Annotated in this window: 15 protein-coding genes; 7 read left to right on the forward strand and 8 right to left on the reverse strand. The window is 69.4% G+C overall.

The features are described from left to right. Positions 1–133: 133 nt before the first annotated feature. Complete coding sequence (locus tag AB0C62_RS18200) at positions 134–784, reverse strand: helix-turn-helix domain-containing protein (protein WP_362974252.1); 651 nt, start codon at positions 782–784, stop codon at positions 134–136. Between the two features lie 186 nt (positions 785–970). Here AB0C62_RS18200 and AB0C62_RS18205 point away from each other — a divergent pair, with 186 nt between their 5' ends. Further along, positions 971–2,089 carry a serine hydrolase domain-containing protein gene (locus AB0C62_RS18205; protein ID WP_362974254.1) on the forward strand — a complete coding sequence of 373 codons (1,119 nt, stop codon included), beginning with the start codon at positions 971–973 and terminating at the stop codon, positions 2,087–2,089. 234 nt (positions 2,090–2,323) lie between these two features. Here the strand turns inward: AB0C62_RS18205 and AB0C62_RS18210 are convergent, their stop codons facing one another. Further along, on the reverse strand, positions 2,324–3,781 hold the full coding sequence (locus AB0C62_RS18210) for an MFS transporter (protein WP_362974256.1): 1,458 nt from the start codon (positions 3,779–3,781) through the stop codon (positions 2,324–2,326). 99 nt (positions 3,782–3,880) lie between these two features. Here AB0C62_RS18210 and AB0C62_RS18215 point away from each other — a divergent pair, with 99 nt between their 5' ends. Then, on the forward strand, positions 3,881–4,510 hold the full coding sequence (locus AB0C62_RS18215) for a TetR family transcriptional regulator (protein WP_362974258.1): 630 nt from the start codon (positions 3,881–3,883) through the stop codon (positions 4,508–4,510). Positions 4,511–4,519: 9 nt separating this feature from the next. On the opposite strand, the gene AB0C62_RS18220 is transcribed toward AB0C62_RS18215, so the two are convergent. Both AB0C62_RS18220 and AB0C62_RS18225 read right to left on the reverse strand, forming a co-directional pair. After that, complete coding sequence (locus AB0C62_RS18220) at positions 4,520–5,923, reverse strand: glycoside hydrolase family 76 protein (RefSeq protein ID WP_362974260.1); 1,404 nt, start codon at positions 5,921–5,923, stop codon at positions 4,520–4,522. A gap of 232 nt (positions 5,924–6,155) precedes the next feature. Then, positions 6,156–6,800 carry a GAP family protein gene (locus AB0C62_RS18225; RefSeq protein WP_362974262.1) on the reverse strand — a complete coding sequence of 215 codons (645 nt, stop codon included), beginning with the start codon at positions 6,798–6,800 and terminating at the stop codon, positions 6,156–6,158. A 329-nt stretch (positions 6,801–7,129) separates the two neighbouring features. On the opposite strand from AB0C62_RS18225, the gene AB0C62_RS18230 reads away from it, so the two are divergent. After that, on the forward strand, positions 7,130–8,065 hold the full coding sequence (locus AB0C62_RS18230) for a class I SAM-dependent methyltransferase (RefSeq protein ID WP_362974264.1): 936 nt from the start codon (positions 7,130–7,132) through the stop codon (positions 8,063–8,065). Then, the gene (locus AB0C62_RS18235; protein WP_362974266.1) at positions 8,062–8,574 is read left to right on the forward strand and encodes a hypothetical protein; all 513 of its coding nucleotides are present in this window, start codon (positions 8,062–8,064) and stop codon (positions 8,572–8,574) included. The genes AB0C62_RS18230 and AB0C62_RS18235 overlap by 4 nt, the downstream gene beginning before the upstream one ends. Before the next feature lie 77 nt (positions 8,575–8,651). Here the strand turns inward: AB0C62_RS18235 and AB0C62_RS18240 are convergent, their stop codons facing one another. Further along, positions 8,652–8,972 (reverse strand): hypothetical protein, encoded by a 321-nt coding sequence (locus tag AB0C62_RS18240; protein WP_362974268.1) that lies wholly within the window; start codon positions 8,970–8,972, stop codon positions 8,652–8,654. A 126-nt stretch (positions 8,973–9,098) separates the two neighbouring features. Then, positions 9,099–9,491 (reverse strand): hypothetical protein, encoded by a 393-nt coding sequence (locus tag AB0C62_RS18245; protein WP_362974270.1) that lies wholly within the window; start codon positions 9,489–9,491, stop codon positions 9,099–9,101. A 324-nt stretch (positions 9,492–9,815) separates the two neighbouring features. Here AB0C62_RS18245 and AB0C62_RS18250 point away from each other — a divergent pair, with 324 nt between their 5' ends. Further along, positions 9,816–10,169, forward strand: a complete 354-nt coding sequence (locus AB0C62_RS18250; RefSeq protein WP_362974272.1) for a DUF805 domain-containing protein — start codon at positions 9,816–9,818, stop codon at positions 10,167–10,169. Positions 10,170–10,275: 106 nt separating this feature from the next. On the opposite strand, the gene AB0C62_RS18255 is transcribed toward AB0C62_RS18250, so the two are convergent. Both AB0C62_RS18255 and sigJ read right to left on the reverse strand, forming a co-directional pair. Further along, positions 10,276–10,824, reverse strand: coding sequence for a GNAT family N-acetyltransferase (locus AB0C62_RS18255; RefSeq protein ID WP_362974274.1), 549 nt, complete (start codon positions 10,822–10,824; stop codon positions 10,276–10,278). A gap of 55 nt (positions 10,825–10,879) precedes the next feature. After that, positions 10,880–11,785 (reverse strand): RNA polymerase sigma factor SigJ, encoded by a 906-nt coding sequence (gene sigJ, locus AB0C62_RS18260; protein ID WP_362974276.1) that lies wholly within the window; start codon positions 11,783–11,785, stop codon positions 10,880–10,882. Positions 11,786–11,883: 98 nt separating this feature from the next. On the opposite strand from sigJ, the gene AB0C62_RS18265 reads away from it, so the two are divergent. Further along, complete coding sequence (locus AB0C62_RS18265) at positions 11,884–12,246, forward strand: hypothetical protein (protein WP_362974278.1); 363 nt, start codon at positions 11,884–11,886, stop codon at positions 12,244–12,246. A gap of 232 nt (positions 12,247–12,478) precedes the next feature. Continuing rightward, a complete protein-coding gene (locus tag AB0C62_RS18270; protein ID WP_362974280.1) occupies positions 12,479–13,699 on the forward strand; it encodes a GNAT family N-acetyltransferase in 1,221 nt (406 codons plus the stop codon). Positions 13,700–13,758: the final 59 nt, after the last annotated feature.

The following is a 13,758-nucleotide window of genomic DNA, read 5'->3' on the forward strand; positions in this document are numbered from 1 at the left end:
CGCGGCCGGATTCGTGGAGTCACCGGGCGCGTTGAGTCGGGGTCACCCTCGATGCCGGCGAAGTAGCGCTTCCCGCGGAGAACTTGATCGGCACGACGAGCGCCGGTCGCGCAGCAGTGCGCGCGCCGGCGGATCAGATCGAGGCCTCGACGTGGGCGAGGTGGGCGGCCAGGATCTCTTCGAACGCGGTGCCTCGGTCCACTCCCAGCGGGCGGACGTCGCGGGCGAAGTGGGCCAGAGCGGGGAAGCGTTCGGGGTCGGCGCCCAGCACCGCGACCCGGAACAGCTCCATGCCCTGTTCGTACTCCTCGGGGCTGATGGTGCTGAACCCCGCCTCGGAGGTGATCAACGAGGTGAGGAGGACCGCGATGCGGTGGTAGTGCGCAGGGATCTTCTCGTCGGGCAGTCCCGACGCCCGCAGGGCCTCCAGCACTTCTTCCATGATCAGCCGGGAGCCGGCGCCGCTCGACGCGTAGCGTCCCCAGACCGCCGCGAGCTGGGGCTGCTGACCGAAGGCCTCTCGCACGCGCAGGGCCAGCGCGGTGATGCGCTGCTTCCAGTCACCCTCGGGCGAGTAGCCGTCCACGGCCGCCAGGAGGATTCGGTCGGCGACCGCGCGCAGCAGTTCCGTCTTGCTGCGGAAGTGCCGGTAGAGGCTCGACGAGTCCGTGCCGAGAGCTGCGGCGAGCTTGCGCACGCTGAACGACTCGGCGTCGCTCGTGCGCAGCAGGTCCGCGGCCGCATCGAGGATCTCCTCGGTCGTCCAGCGCCTTCGACCTGCCATTTCCGCTCCTCTCGCCGGGTCACAGCCTAACCTATGCACTTGGTGTTGCACGCACCGCGTGCATAATGGGTGCACGGCGTGCCGAGCGGCTCGATACGTGAGGGCCCGGCGTGCCGCTCATGCCCGGTCACCCGGGGCGGGCGACCGAAGCGGAGCTCACCCGGCGAGGACGAAAGGACGCATGTCGTGAGGAACTCACTGGATCCCGCGGAACTGAACGCCGCCATCGAGAACGTGCACCGCGCCGGAATGCCCGGTGTCTTCGCCGAAGTCCGTGACGGCGACGAGGCCTGGCACGGCGCCGCCGGTGTCGCCGACACCGCGACCGGCCGCCCTGTCACCGCCGACATGCGCCACCGCGTCGGCAGCGTCACCAAGACGTTCACCGCCGCCGCGGTGATGCAGCAGGTCGAGAGCCGGCGGATCGGCCTCGACGCGCCGATCGGCGAGTACCTGCCCGAGCTGGTCCCCGGAGCGCGCGGCGACGCGATCACGGTCAGGATGCTGATCAACCACACCAGCGGCCTCGCCGAATACCTCCCGTACGCCTATCCCTCCCTCAAGGCGTTCCCGGATCTCGCGGACACCGGGCCCCAGAGCCTGGACGACAACCGGTTCACACGGTTCGACCCCACCGAACTGATCGAGATGGGGGTCACCGCACCGGCCGTCGGCCCACCCGGTGGTACGCCGGGGGTGTACTCCAACACCAACTACCTGCTCCTCGGCGAACTCCTGCATCACGTGACCGGGACACCGGCCGCGCAGTACATCACCCGGAACGTCATCGAGCGCGCCGGACTCCGCCACACCGAACTGCCCGTCGACCCGTACGTCAGTGGGTCGCACGCGAAGATCTACGAGGCCTGGTTCGGCATGATCGATCCGCCGCGCGACTTCAGCGTGTACGACATGTCCTGGGTGGGACCGGCAGCCGCGCTCATATCCACGGTCACGGACCTCAACCTCTTCTTCCGCAAGCTGCTCGCCGGCGAGATCGTCGGTCCGGCGTCGCTTGCGGAGATGCAGCGCACCGTCCCCGTCGTCTCCCAGGAGGGAAAGGTGATCGACTACGGTCTCGGCCTGCACCCGATGAACGCCCCCGGCCACAGCGCCTTCTGGGGCCACGGGGGCACGGTCTGGGGCGCCGGAGCACTCTCCATGTCCCGCGCGGACGGCAAGCGGCAGATGAGCGTCGCGGTCACCATGCAGCGGTGGAACAGGCTCGACGCCGCGGGCAGGCCACAGCCGCATCCCATCGACGCCGCGCTCGCGGACTTCTACCGACTGGCGATGTACGGCTGACGGGGTTCCGTGCGCCGGGGTCAGGTTCTGCGGCGTCCGGCGGTCGCAGGGTCGACGCCGCGACCGAGGGGAACTTCTGATGCGCAGCGTGACCTAGTCGAGGGGCGTCCCCTACGACGTCTACGTCGTCGGACCGGACGGGGACTTCGGCTGGATGCGCCCGACGAGGAGATCTTCCGCCTCGTTCCCGGTCCGGCGCGGCCCGCGTGTCGGGGCTGCGCCGGACCGGGCGGGTCAGACGGTTTCCACGACAGGCTGGGTGTGCTGCTGCGGAACTCTGGTGCGGGACGCGATGAGGCCGAGCAGCGCCGCGGCCACCGCGGCCACCGCGCAGATGACGAACAGCACGCGGTACGCCTTGAGCGACGGGATCTCGAAGCCGCCGAGAGCCATGGTCATCGAGGCCAGGATGCTCCCGCCGACAGCGCTGGCGAGGGTGCTCCCGAGCGATCGCGCGAGGGCGTTGATGCCGTTGGCGGCCGCGAGGTCGGTCGCCGGGGTGTAGGTGTTGATCAGTGTCGGCAGCGTCGCGTAGCCGATCCCCGATCCGGCGCCGATGATCGCCGTTCCGACGACGATCTGCCACAGGCTGTCCACGAAGATGATCCTCGCGACGAGTCCGGCGGCGACGACGAGGCCGGCCAGGAACAGCACTCTGCCCGCTCCCCACAGGGTGCTGAGTTTCGCGGTGACCGGGGCGAGCAGCAGCATCAACAGACCGCTGGGCAGCAGGCACAGGCCCGCGGTCAGCACCGAGGACCCGAACCCGTACCCGGTGGCGGCGGGCGCCTGAACGTAGTTGGCCGTGCCGACGAAACTGGCGAAGAGGGCGAAGCCGAAGAACAGGCTCGCCACGTTCGTCATGGCGATCGGGGGATTGGCCAGTGCGCGCACGTTCACCACCGGTGCGGCCGACCTCGATTCGACCCGGACGAGCAGGGCCAGGAGTACGACGGCGGCCACCAGAAGGCCGATCGTGCGCAGGGAGCCCCAGCCCCAGGTGCCGCCCTGCGACAACGGGAGAACAAGGCACACGAGCCCGGAGGTGAGGAGCGCGATCCCGGGCAGATCGACGGTACGGGTGCCCGTGTGCCGGGGTTCGCCCACCAGCGCCAGGATCGCGAGGAGACTCAGCACCGCGCCGACCGCCCCGATCCAGAACAGGGCGTGGTAGTCCACGTTGTCGGCGAGCAGGCCCGCGAGCGGGAGACCCAGTGCGCTGCCGATGCCGAGCATGGCGCTGATGAGCGCCGTAGCGGACGACCGCCGGTCGACGGGGAGGACGGCGGCCAGCAGGCTGATGCCCAACGGGATCGACGCTGCGGACAGTCCGGTGAGGGCCCGCCCGACGATCATGATCGTGGTGTCGGTGGTCAGGGCGTCGATGAGCGACCCGAGGGCCAGGGCGCCCAGGCTGAAGACCAGCATCAGACGGCGTCCGACCATGTCGGCGAACCGGCCGATCACGGGCACGGACACCGCCGCGACCAGAAGCGTCGACGTGAGCAGCCACTGCGTCTGGGTCGTGGACGCCCCGATGTCCTGGGAGATCACCGGGAGTACGGGAATGACGAGCGTCTGCGTGAGCGACGCCATGAGAGCGCCCAGACCGACAGCCCCGATCTCCAGGTATGCGCGTACGGGTGACGTCTTCTCCGCGACCGACTCGTCGGTCATCGCGTCACGTTCCATCCGGACCCCTAAGTCAACGTGTGTTTACATCAGCCTAGCGGTGGTCCGACCGGGCATGCAAACAGTTGTTTACATGCCCGGGTATAGGAGGATGGAGCCATGGATGCCGACGCCGCCGTTCCCGCCTCCCGGCCCCGCGATGCCACCAGGACGCGGGCCGACCTGCTGCGTGCGGCTCGTCGGCGCTTCACGCTCATGGGATACGAACGCACGACGATGCGTGCCATCGCCGCGGACGCGCACGTCAACGTCGCCCTGATCAACCGCTACTTCGGGTCCAAGGACGGACTCTTCGCCGCGGTGCTCGACGAATCGAACTCGCTGTTCAACGGTTCCGACGAAGACGGCAGGCCGGTCGAGGAGTCCGCGTCCGAGGTGTTCGCCTCCATGCTCGCCGGCCTGAACGAACAGGACTGGTCGGAGTACGGCGGCGAACACCCGATCATGCTGATGCTGCGCAACGCCGGCCCCGACCCGGTCGCCGAGCGCCTTCGACGCGAGGGCCTGCTGATGGCGGTCGGCCGGTTGAGCAGGGCCCTGCGGGCCGACCGGGCCGAGACGTCCGAGGACGCGGCCGACCTCAGTTCCGAGCTCGTCCTCTCGCTCTTCATCGGCGTCGTGATCCTGCGCCATCTGCTGCCCGACGAAACGCTCGCCACCGCGAACGAACAGCTGCTCAACGAGGAGATGTTGCGCATCGTGCGCACCATCTCCCGATGCGACGACTGATGCCGACGATCATCCGGCGGCGTTGAGCAGATCGAGCACGCTCCCCTGACAGCCGTAGTCGCTGGTGCCGCTGCCACCCGCCCAGTGCGGACCGTACTGGTCGAGGGCGTTGCGATCCTTGGTGTAGGCGGAGTTCGCCCAACTGGTCAGTGTCGACGCGTACGGGTGGTCGCTCAGCTGGTTGTTGAGCCTGCCCAGGCCGCGGACGTACGCGCCCTTGAAGGTCGGGCCGTCGCCCGTGCAGGTGTCGCCCTCGCCCGGTTCACGCAGCACGCCGGCCGACTGGAGCCTGACGGTGGAGGCGTTGGCCAGAGTCCGGGCCGAGTCGAGCAGGCTCGTGTCACCGGTCGCCTTGTAGAGCTCGGTCAGGCCGCCGAGCACGACGCCCTGGTTGTATGTCCAGGCGGTCTGGCCGTTGTTGGCGCAGGAGTCGCCCAGCCCGTCGTTGATCATGTGGTCGCCGTTGATCATGCCGCTCTTCTGGAACCACGCCCACTCGTCCTTGGCCTTCTTCAGGTACGAGGTGTCACCGGCGATCCGGTTGTGCAGCGCCGATGTGAGCGACAGGAAGAGCTCGTTGGTGATCGCGTTCTTGTAGTTGCCGTTCGTGTTCCAGCGCACACCGCCGCCGCAGGTGGAGTTCCAGTTCGCGTACATGTGGTCGGCGTCCGCTCGGGCGGTGGCGAGATAGCGGCTGTCGCCCGTCATGTCGTACGCGTCCACCCACGCCAGACCCCACCAACCGGTGTCGTCCAGGTACTCGTTGGTGAAGTTGCCACCCTGGGCGTTGATGTTCTTGTTGTACGTGTCGGCGATCGCGTACTGGTAACTACCCATGCCGCTGACCCGTGCGTTGTCGATGATCGCCGTCAACGCGTTGGCGCTGGTCCACCAGCCGTTCCCGCCGAAGAGTTTGGAGGTGCGGTCGAACGCCATCATCAGGGCGGTGGCCGCGGCCGTCCGCCGGTCGCCGGCGTTCCAGGTCGTCCGCGCCCAGCCCGTACAGGCGATACTCCCGGCCACCTGTCCGCAGGCCCGCAGAGCACCCACCCCCTGGGTGTTCCAGTCGTCGACGTTGTACATCAGCGTGCGCCAGCCGGTGTTGCCGCTCGGAACGCTGGTGTCGCCGAGCTTGCTGCCACTCGCCCACGTCCGGCCGCCGTCCATCGAGCGGTCGAGCCAGACCTCGTCACCCGCCGCTCCCTTCGTGAGGGACGCCCAGCCCATCGCGTCGGTGTCGTCGAAATGGAGGGTGATCGAGCGGGACTGGAGGGTGACCGTGACCGGCTGCCGGTCCTGGCTGCTCAGGCTCGGATCCCGGGCGTCGCAGAACTTGTTGCACACCGCTGTCGCAGCGGCTGCGGTCCCGACCGCCGTCAGATCGAGGGCCACTCCTCCCGATAACGTTGTCATCGAGACAAGGAGCGTGGCGACGAATGCCTTGGTGCATTTCATGGGGGGATACTCCGTAACTCCGCTACAGCGCTGTATGCGATGTGAGTTGACTGAGAGCGCTCCCGAACGTAGCCACGCCCCGCGAAGCCGTCAATATCCCGCACGACGCCGTGCGACTCGTCGACCGTGTGAAGTGACGGGTCGACGGCCGCTGCCGGCCGGCCCTGACGTAGCGCTGCGGCCGTGGCGGTCAGACGACGAGGTCGTAGATGCTCCGGGCCATCAGCCACAGGCCCAGGAGAAGCGACAGCGTGACGATCAACTGCTCCTGATGGTGCTCCAGCCAACCGCGCAGGGCGCTCAACCGGGCGTTCGCGGCCGTGGGCGCCCAGACCGTGTACATCTCCATGACGATGAGGCTGAGCGTGGCCAGCAGGCAGTAGCCGGTCAGTGCGAGCCAGTCGGCGAGCGTGGAGAGGTCGGCGTCGACAGCGGTGGCGGCGCCGGCGCCGACCAGGGCCCAGGGTTGCAGCACCCAGGCAAGACCGGCCGCTGTGACCGGGGAGGCGTCGTCGATGCGAGCGGCCCAGCGGGGCGGTCCGTGCGGGCGCGGCGGTCTACGGCGTCTGTGCCCGCCGTAGAGGACCAGTGCCACACCGATGGCGAGTTTCGCGGCGACCGCGACGGTCGAGGGCGCGCTGTGACGTGCCGGTGGCTGACCGCCGGTCAGCAGCACCACGCAGGCGATCACAGCAATCAGGTTGGCCAGCCACGACAGCAGGAACGCCAGGCCCTGGCGAGCGCCGCGCCGCGAGGACAGCAGCAGAATGAAGGCACTGTTGTGCAGGGGCCCCAGGCTGATGGCCGAACCGATCAGGAGCAGGTCGAGGACCATCGGATCAATCGCTCCTGGATATGGGGGCCGCCTCCCGACGTGGGCGGGCAGGCCGGTCGGAGGGGTCGGGCGGCGCGGTAGCTGCGCCGCATCCCGACTGTGCAGGGGGCCGCCGTGCCGGTCAAGCAGGCCACGCGCGCGTCCCCGCACCCACGGAAGCCTCACTCGTTCAGCCGTCCGTCGACCGGCTCCGGTCGAAGCTGCCAGTGCGGGTTTGCTCGCGGCGCTCCCGCCGAGAGGACCGGGAAACGTGGGACGCCGCGTGCACCGCGGGGTAGCGGGACGCCGACCCGCCCCGCTCCACAGAGGAGGACGTAGGCTTCTCGCTCGTGCCCCAGCTCGAGATATCCGACCTGATCACCGAGGTCGACCCCCACAGTGGTCGCCGACTCCCGGTCCGGCGCGCCGAGGTGATCGAACAGCTCCGCGAGAGCGGCGACGAGCGCGCGGTGCGGATCGTCGCGCGCCTGCCCGCGGACCAGGACGACGTACTCGACCCGCACGCCGTGGACCGCCTGCTCATCAGCGTGCACACCGAACTCCAGCGTCTGAGCGAGGAACTCCGGATCGGTGAACGCCTCGTCGACCTGCTCGGACCGCTCTTCACCGCGATCCGATCGACCACCGGAGAGCCCGGCCCGTACCGACTGGTCGACGTCGGCTGCGGCCTGGGTTACCTGGTTCGCCGGCTGGCGACGACCAACGCCCTCGGTGCGGACGTCGAGCTGGTCGGCGTCGACCTCAACGCGGCTCTCGTCGGTGAAGCGGAGCGCCTGGCCCGCGCGGAAGGGCTCAACTGCACCTTCGTCCACGGCAACGCCTTCGACCTGCCCGAGGCCGCCACCGTCTACGTCTCCACCGGAGTGCTGCACCACTTCCGTGGTTCCGCTCTCACCGAGTTCTTCCAGGCGCAGGCAGCGTCACCGGCGTACGCCTTCTGCCACTTCGACATCGCCCCGACCCCCTACGCGCCGCTCGGTGCCTGGATCTTCCATCGCGCCCGCATGCGCAACCGGCTCGGCCGTCACGACGGCGTCGCCTCCGCACTGCGCGCCCACACCGACGAGACCCTGCTGCGCGCCGCCGCGCAATCGGGCATCCGCGCGCTCCTCTACGAGCCGCGCACCATGGCCAACCCGTTCTGCACGACACTGCGCCCGGTCATCGGAGTGCGCCCGCACCTGGAAGCACCCCTTCGCCGAGCGCTCAAGCGGGACGCACGCCGCCTCGTCGGCCCCGAGCACCTCACCGGGGCGACTCGATGACGCCCGCCGTACCGCTGGCGCTGCTCGGGCTGGTCGACGCCACCTTCAGCGGCTTCCGCGCCTACGCCGGCAGCGACGCCCGCATCCGGAAGAACCGGGCCAACGCCCGAGCCGCCCTACGGGGACTGGCCGTTGGTGCCGTACTGCTGCTCGTCCCCGCCCTGGTGGGCACCCTCGTGCTGCTGACCGCCCCTGACCAACGGGACACCTACGCCGCGCTCACAGCGGGGGGTCTCGGCTACCTGATCCCTCTCACGGTGTACGCCACCGCCGTACTGCTCTCGCTCGCCGCCTACTTCGCCCTGCCGTTCCGCGCCAGCACCCTCGCGATGGTCATCGGCCTCGGCCCCCTGACCCTGCTGCGCCCGCTCGCCATCGCAGCAGCCTGCGTCGGCGCGATCCTCAACAGGGGCGGCTGGCCCGCCCTCCTGATCGGCATGATCGCGGGCGCCGCCGTACTGTGCGTCGAACCGACGGTGCACCGACGGTGGTACGGCCACGTGCGGTAGCGATCCGGGTAGTGCCGCACGGCTTCCAGGGATCGGCACGGTGAAGTGGGGCACTGCCCGCCGAGACGGTCCCGTCCCTAGTCCCGCTCCGGTGCCGCGGCGCGCTGTTCGGCTGCCGTGACGCGTTCTTCGAGGGCCCGGATACGGTCGTAGAGGTCGACCAGTGTCGCGCCGTCGGCGACCACGCCGGGGCGCTGCCGGTGCCTTCGGGCGAAGTCCTCTCGCGATTCCTGCGGTGACTGCTGGAAGCCTGCCGCGGTCACACCGGCCGATGGCTTCGCCGATCGGGGTTCAGCCAGCCGGAGGGAAGCCCTCTGGAGCCTCAGCACCGCGTAGGAACCGAGCGCGATCGCCACGAGAGCGGCGACGGGAATCAGCAACAGCCAGTTGGCCGACATTCAGAACCCCCTAGTTCGGCGCAGCCTATCGAATCGCTTTCGTCCGGCCTCGGCCGCATCGGATGCCCCCTCACCGGCGGGTCCCCGGTAGGGCGCAGTCTGGAGCGAGGCGCGGTTCTGGTGCCGCTACGCGAAGACGACGGCGCTGTCGGTCAGGGGAGAGGCGAGGCCGAGTTGGGCCATGTCGCGGCCCAGCGCCCGGTCCAGAACCGTGGTGCAGTCGGCGCACAGGAACAGCGGTCCACCGGGCGTCTCAGCGCACGGCCCACGCCCGTTGACGCATACGGCGCAGGGGCCGCCGCCCTCCTGGTGCTCGAAGGCCAGGCAAGCCGCCTGCGGATAACCCTGGGCGTGGCGCGTGACCCGGGCGTGCGCGTGCGTGACCGCGGAGCGCAGGGCGTCGTCGCGGCCGTCGACGTGCTCGCTGACGATGTGCCAACTGGTGCACCGATCGTGCTGGTCGGGGCCCCGGCAGACGGCAACGGAGTAGATCCACGTCGTGGTGGGGTATTCGGGCACGAGCGAGTTCCTTCAGGCAGAGGTGACGTGCAGACGGTCTGATGCCCACTGTTCATCAGGTGATGCCGCAGACACCTTGGCAAAGATCCGGTCGGTGGCAACGGCGGACAGCCAATCGTTTTCGTTCCGCGACGATTTGGCACCGGGGCCGGACGCGCTGAGTCAACCGACGTCGCCCGGACGCGGCGGTTCAGCCCGGATCGATCACTGAACGGCCGCAGCACGGTAACGGCTTGAACCGCGCACGCCAAGATCATGGCTTCCGGTCAGCGTGGCTGATTCGATGTACGTCAGCACTAACCTTGATTCCCTGGGGGACGAGAAATGAACTGGTACGTAGACGTCCTGAAGAAGTACGCCGTGTTCAACGGTCGCGCTCGGCGACAGGAATACTGGATGTTCTTCCTGTTCAACCTGATCATCGCGATCGTTCTGGCGGTCGTGGGCAAGATCATCGGCACGAGCATCCTGAGCTTGATCTACTCGCTCGCGGTCCTGCTTCCCGGGCTTGGCGTGGCAGTCCGCCGCCTGCACGACACGGACCGTTCGGGCTGGTGGATCTTCATCGCCCTCATCCCGATCGTCGGCACGATCATCCTCATCGTGTTCCTCGCCAGCGAGGGCAAGCAGCAGCCGAACGAGTACGGCCCCAACCCGAAGTACGCGCCGGCCGTCTGAGTCGCTGCAGTATCCGAAGTCCCAGCGAAGGCCCGCCGGTTGCGTCCGGCGGGCCTTCTCGCTGTTCCGTGTCCCCTGCTCCACGGGAGAGCAACTGCCGTTCCGCTCAGCCGGATCGCGGGACCGGAGACCGCACGCCGAACCACTGCTCGGCGCCGTACTCCTCGAAACGCTCCACCTCGGTGAACCCCAGCTTCGCCGCGAGACGCATGGAACTGACGTTGGCGGTCTGGGTGGTGAGCACCACCGGTTCGCCGGGAAACGTGTCGGTGAACCAGTCGAGTGCCGCTGTGCACGCCTCGGCGCCGTACCCGTGTCCCCACGCCTGCGGCAAGAACAGGTAACCGAGTTCGGCCACCCCGGCATGCGAGCGGACATGCCCCGGACGCTCCGCATCACGCCGGTCGAGCGTGATCATGCCGATCATCGCTCCGTCGAGTTCAACCACGAAGAGACCAGGGCGCCGCCGGGGGAGACGAGGCACCTCGCGTTCGAGCTCATCACGCGGTCGAGCGCCGCCGATGTAGGTGCCCACCTCCGGCGATGCGTACAACTCGATGAACGTCGGGCGGTCGCTGGCCTCGGGCTCGCGGAGCACGAGCCGTTCGGTCTTCATCGGGGCAGCCAGCCAGGTCACGGGTCCGAGTCCAGTCATGGCCGGCAACCTATCGCACGCCCGTGACGGGATCCCGAGGTGAAGTCCCGGAGCCTCAGGGCCTGTTGTCCAGCACCCACGGCCGCAGCTTCTCGGGGTTGCGCACCGCCCAGATCCGAGTCACACGCCCCTCGGTCACGTCGAACGAGGCCACGGTCATCACAGTGCCCGCACTCCGGGCCACCAGCCCCGGCCGCCCGTTGACCGACCGCTCCAGCAGTTCGAGCCCCGGAGCCTTGTCGGCGATGGCGACCATGTAGTGGGCGATGCGCGCGCCGCCTTCGATCGGACGCAGGACGGTGCCGACCAGGCCGCCACCGTCGGCGGTCATCACAGCGGCAGGGTCGAGCAGTTCGACGAGGGCCGCGATGTCCTTCGTCTCCCACGCCTCCTTGACCCGGCGCACCGCGTCCGCCTGCACGGCGGCCGTCACCGAGGCGCGCGCGTCGCGCGCACGTCGGCGGGCCGAGGCCGCGAGCTGCTTGCACGCCGCGGGCGTCCGGTCGAGGACCCCGCCGATCTCCGCGAAGGGGTACCGGAAGACGTCATGCAGGACGAACGCGACCCGCTCGGCCGGTGTCATCGACTCCAGGACCACGAGGAAGGCCATGGTCACCGACTCGTCCAGGACGATCCGGTCGGCGGGATCGACCCCCTGGACGTGGCCCCACTCGGCACGGTCGGGCAGCGGATCGGGCAACCACGCGCCGACGTAGCGTTCCCGCCGCGCCCGCGCCGAGCCGAGCACGTCCAGGCAGACGCGACCGGTCACCGTCGTCAGCCAGGCGCCGGGCGAGACGATCTCTTCCCGCCGGCTTCGCGGCAGTGCGTACCAGCGCGCGTAGGCCTCCTGCACCGCGTCCTCCGATTCGGCGACCGAACCGAGCAACCGGTAGGCGATGTTCATCAGTTGGCGTCGCTCACCCGCTGTCCCCGCGGTGCTCGCCCCAGCCGTCCCCATCCTCTGACCGCCCCCCGGCCTTACCTTTCGCGGTCCCGCGTCGTCGGGCTGGTGAGACCTTATCGATCGACCGCCCCCAGGGCGGAAAGGGGACCGGCATGGCCACCGAGGCGACGACACAGCACCGCTTCTCGTTTCTTCAGCTCGCGATCACTCTGCAGACCCTGACCATCTTCCTCCAGGCGATCTCCGCGGGACTCCTGCTGACCGCGTCCTACGGAGCGACGCTGCACAGTGTCGGAGCCCGCGTGATGTACGGGGCGTCGATGCTGTACGTGCTCGCGGCGGTGCTGGCGTGGAAGCCGGGCGGAGGCTCACCCCGGCACGTATGGCAGGCATCCGGCTTCCTCGCCCTCGCCTCGATCCAGGTGGTTCTCGGTATCGCCCACGTCCCGTCGGTCCATCTCCCGCTGGGGGTGCTGATGTTCGGGCTGAGTGTCCTGGCGCTGGCGCGCCGCTGACGTCCGACGCGGGGGAGTGGCAGCGGTCGGGGAACGGCCGGCTCAGGTTCCCCTGGTTCGGCCCCAGGCACCGGGGGAAACCGCCTCCCCAGGCCGGCCATGGGTTCTCCGACCGGCGGTGAAGGGCACCGTGGGCGACCGCCATACGATTGACCTGAGCGGTGTACACCGCTGCACTGTTGCGGGACACGACGACCGGTGGTGTCTGTATGCCGGGGAGGCAGCTGTAGTCATGGAGATCCGTCCCACGACCGACCAGGACCTCGACGTCTTCGTCGACACACTCCATGCCGCGTTCGGGCGCTTCCCGGCGACCCCCACCGACGGCGGCGGAGTCTGGTGGGCGGCGCTCGAAATGGACCGCGGCCTGCTGGCGACGGCGGCGGACGGTCGGCCTGTCGGCACCGCGGCCGCCTACTCCTTCGAGCTCACGCTGCCCGGCGAGATCCTCGCCCCGGCTGCCGGGGTCACCGCCGTGGGTGTGGTGCCCTCGCACCGACGGCAGGGTCTGCTGAGCGCGATGATGCGGCAACAGCTCACCGAGCTGCGGGCGCGCGGGGAGTTCCTCTCCGTGCTGCTGGCCTCCGAGGCCGGGATCTACCGCAGGTTCGGCTACGGACCCGCCACCTACACACGGCGGTTGACCGTACCGCGCCACAAGAGCGCTCTTGCCGAACCCCGGGCGCGCGCAACGGCCGACGCCACATCGCCGGGCGCCATCGAGGTGGTGCGGCGGTCCGAATGCGGTCCGATCCTGGAAGAGGTCTACGACCGCTACCGTCGCGCACAGCCCGGTGCGTTGTCCCGGCCGACCCGCTGGTGGGCCTCAGGCGCGGGTCAGTCGCCGATCTCTCCGGCACCGCGGTACATCGCCATCCACCGTGACGGCGACGGCGTCCCGGTCGGATACGCCAGCTACTCGATCGGTGAAGCCGACACGTTGACGGTCGACGAGACCATCGCCACCGACGACGCCGCCTTCACGGCTCTGGCCCGCTTCCTCCTCGGGCACGACCTGGTGGCTCAGATCGTGTTCAAGCACCTCCCGCCCGAGCATCCGTTGCGCTGGCAGCTCGAGGACTTCCGCGCCGGCGAGGTGAGCCACGACACCGACTGGCTCTGGGTACGGATTCTGGACGTCCCGCGTGCGCTGACGACACGCGGCTGGTTCACGGACGGTGAACTCGTTCTCGACGTCGACGACCCGTTCCTCGGCGAGCGGGAGCGGTACGTGCTGACCATCCGGGACGGCAAGGCGGACTGCGTTCCGACGGACCGCGAGCCGGACCTGTCCCTGGACGTCAGCGACCTCGGTGCGATCTACCTCGGCGGCACCGCCCCGAGCACCCTCGTGAGGGCCGGACACATCCGGGCCCACCGTCCCGGCGCGGCCGCCCTGGCCGACGCCCTCTTCCGCGCCGACCGCCCCCCGCACTGCCTCCACTGGTTCTGACCGCATACCTGCGAGCCGGCGTCGGTCGCGTCCGTGCGAGCCGGCGCCCGCCGCATCTG

The organism is Streptomyces sp. NPDC048643 (assembly GCF_040650615.1).
Lineage (GTDB): Bacteria > Actinomycetota > Actinomycetes > Streptomycetales > Streptomycetaceae > Streptomyces.

Coding starts and splice junctions, on each gene's coding strand:
- sigJ (WP_362974276.1), bottom strand. CDS start 11,785: ATGGGGACGGCTGGGGCGAGCACCGCGGGGACAGCGGGTGAGCGACGC.
- AB0C62_RS18220 (WP_362974260.1), bottom strand. CDS start 5,923: ATGACAACGTTATCGGGAGGAGTGGCCCTCGATCTGACGGCGGTCGGG.
- AB0C62_RS18200 (WP_362974252.1), bottom strand. CDS start 784: ATGGCAGGTCGAAGGCGCTGGACGACCGAGGAGATCCTCGATGCGGCC.
- AB0C62_RS18270 (WP_362974280.1), top strand. CDS start 12,479: ATGGAGATCCGTCCCACGACCGACCAGGACCTCGACGTCTTCGTCGAC.
- AB0C62_RS18215 (WP_362974258.1), top strand. CDS start 3,881: ATGGATGCCGACGCCGCCGTTCCCGCCTCCCGGCCCCGCGATGCCACC.
- AB0C62_RS18210 (WP_362974256.1), bottom strand. CDS start 3,781: ATGGAACGTGACGCGATGACCGACGAGTCGGTCGCGGAGAAGACGTCA.
- AB0C62_RS18250 (WP_362974272.1), top strand. CDS start 9,816: ATGAACTGGTACGTAGACGTCCTGAAGAAGTACGCCGTGTTCAACGGT.
- AB0C62_RS18240 (WP_362974268.1), bottom strand. CDS start 8,972: ATGTCGGCCAACTGGCTGTTGCTGATTCCCGTCGCCGCTCTCGTGGCG.
- AB0C62_RS18265 (WP_362974278.1), top strand. CDS start 11,884: ATGGCCACCGAGGCGACGACACAGCACCGCTTCTCGTTTCTTCAGCTC.
- AB0C62_RS18235 (WP_362974266.1), top strand. CDS start 8,062: ATGACGCCCGCCGTACCGCTGGCGCTGCTCGGGCTGGTCGACGCCACC.
- AB0C62_RS18225 (WP_362974262.1), bottom strand. CDS start 6,800: ATGGTCCTCGACCTGCTCCTGATCGGTTCGGCCATCAGCCTGGGGCCC.
- AB0C62_RS18255 (WP_362974274.1), bottom strand. CDS start 10,824: ATGACTGGACTCGGACCCGTGACCTGGCTGGCTGCCCCGATGAAGACC.